General features: G+C 70.4%; 2 protein-coding genes. Both read left to right on the plus strand.

The genetic code is table 11. The features are described 5' to 3' along the window. Positions 1 to 692: branched-chain amino acid ABC transporter permease (locus I71_RS21525; RefSeq protein WP_042697935.1), on the plus strand; the 692-nt coding region annotated here is incomplete at its 5' end. Beyond that, the gene (locus I71_RS40015) at positions 689 to 2170 is read left to right on the plus strand and encodes an ATP-binding cassette domain-containing protein (protein ID WP_042697938.1); all 1482 of its coding nucleotides are present in this window, start codon (positions 689 to 691) and stop codon (positions 2168 to 2170) included. The genes I71_RS21525 and I71_RS40015, both read left to right, overlap by 4 nt. Positions 2171 to 2333: the final 163 nt, after the last annotated feature.

Consider the following 2333-nt stretch of genomic DNA (forward strand, 5'->3'; position numbering starts at 1 on the left):
CGCTGGCCGGGCTGCTCGGCTTGGCCCTCAGCTTCATCATCGTCCGGGTGCGCGGAATAGCACTGTTGATGGTGACGCTCGGCGTCTCGCTGGTGCTGCACGAGGCGGCGGTGAAGGGCTACGCCGTCACCGGCGGCGACGACGGGCTGCAGGGCATCGTCCTCGACCCGCTATTCGGGCTGTTCCCGATGGACATGTGGGGGCGGACCGCTTTCGGCTACAGCCTCGCTGTGGCCTTCGCCGGCTTCCTGCTGGCCCGCCGGCTGGTGTCCTCCCCCTTCGGGCTGGCCTTGCAGGGCATGCGCGAGAACGGCCGGCGGATGGCCGCCATCGGCGCGCCGCTGCGCCGGCACAGCGCGCTGATCTACACCGTGTCCGCCGCCCTGGCCGGTGTGGCCGGCGCCCTGCTGACCCAGACCACCGAGTTCGTGTCGGTCGAGGTCCTGGGCTTCCAGCGTTCGGCCGAGGTGCTGATCATGTTGATCCTGGGCGGGGCCGGGCATCTCTATGGCGCCTTCATCGGTGCGGCGGTCTTCATGATCGTCCGCGACCAGCTGGCGGCGGCCAACCCGGAATATTGGTTCTTCTGGCTGGGCCTGATGCTGGTGCTGGTCGTGCTGTTCGCCCGCGGCGGCATCATCGGCGGGATCGCCACCATCGCCGCCCGCCTCCGCAAGGGGGACTCGCGATGACCGCAGCCTCATCTATTGCAGCTTTGGCGACCGAGGGGCTGTCGGTCAATTTCGGTGCGCTGCTGGCGACGCGCAATGTCTCGCTCGATCTGCCGGTGGGCGCGCGCCACGCGCTGATCGGGCCGAACGGCGCCGGCAAGACGACGCTGATCAACCTGCTGACCGGCCTGCTGCGGCCGAGCGCCGGAGCGATCCGTCTGCATGGCGCCACCATCACCCACGCCACCCCGGCCGAGCGGGTGCGCCGTGGGCTGGTGCGGACCTTCCAGATCAACAGCCTGTTCCCGGCGCTGACGCCGCTGGAATCGGTGACGCTGGCGGTGTGCGAGCGACGCGGCCTGACGCGCAGTTGGCTGTCGCGGCTGAGCCGCCGCACCGACGCCATCGACGAGGCGCACGCCCTGCTGCATCGGCTGGGTCTCGGTCCCGACGCGGAACGGCTGACGCGGGAGCTGGCCTATGGCCGGCAGCGGCTGGTCGAGATCGCGCTGGCGCTGGCCTGCGAACCGCGGGTGCTGCTGCTGGACGAGCCGGCGGCCGGCGTCCCGGCGCGGGAGAGCGCCGAGCTGTTCGAGGTGATCGCCGGCCTGCCGCGCGACCTCGCCATCCTGTTCATCGAGCACGATATGGATCTGGTCTTCCGCTTCGCCGACCGCATCACCGTGCTGGTGGGCGGGCAGGTGCTGTGCCACGGCACGCCCACCGAGATCGCGGAAAATCCGGAGGTCCAGCGCGTCTATCTGGGGATGCCCGTCATGTCTGAAGCGCTGCTGAGCGTCCGGGCTTTGAGCGCCGGCTACGGCGACGCCTCGGTGCTGGACGAGGTGTCTTTCGAGCTGGAGGAGGGCGACGCGCTGGCCCTGCTCGGCCGCAACGGCATGGGCAAATCGACCCTGCTCGCCACGCTGATGGGGCACACGCTGCGCCGTGGTGGCACCATCGCCCTGCGCGGCCGGCCCGTGGAGCGGCTCGCCCCGCATCTGCGGCCCGGCGCCGGCTTCGGCTGGGTGCCGCAGGAGCGCGACATCTTCCCCTCCCTGACGGTGGAGGAGAATTTGACGGTGGCGGCGCGGCGCGGCCCCTGGACGCTTGCCCGTGTGCATGAGCTGTTCCCGCGCCTGCGCGAGCGGCGGGGCAATTTGGGCTTCCAGCTTTCGGGTGGCGAGCAGCAGATGCTGGCGATCGGCCGGGCCTTGATGCTGAACCCGGCGCTGGTGCTGCTGGACGAACCGCTGGAAGGGCTGGCCCCGGTGATCGTCGAGGAGCTGTCCGCCGCCATCCGCCGGATGGTCGAGCGCGAGGGCCTCGCCATCATCCTGGTGGAGCAGCACGCCCACATCGCGCTGGGCCTGACCCGCCAAGCCATCGTGCTGGAACGCGGCCGGATCGTCCACCGCGCGGCCTCGGAAGCCCTGGCGCGGGACCACGCCACGCTGGAGCGCTATGTCGGCATGCGCGTCGCCGCCAAGGCGGCCTGAAGACACCATTCAAGAAAACTGGGGGAGGTTGATGATGACGTCTATGCTGCGGACCTTGGCTCTGACTCTGACTGCGGCGGCCGGGACGATGCTGGGCGGGGGGCCCCTCCCTGGCGGCCGACCCGGTGAGGATCGGTCTGATCCCTGCGATGTCCGGCCCTTT

Source organism: Azospirillum sp. B506 (genome assembly GCF_000333595.1).
Taxonomy (GTDB): Bacteria; Pseudomonadota; Alphaproteobacteria; order Azospirillales; family Azospirillaceae; genus Azospirillum.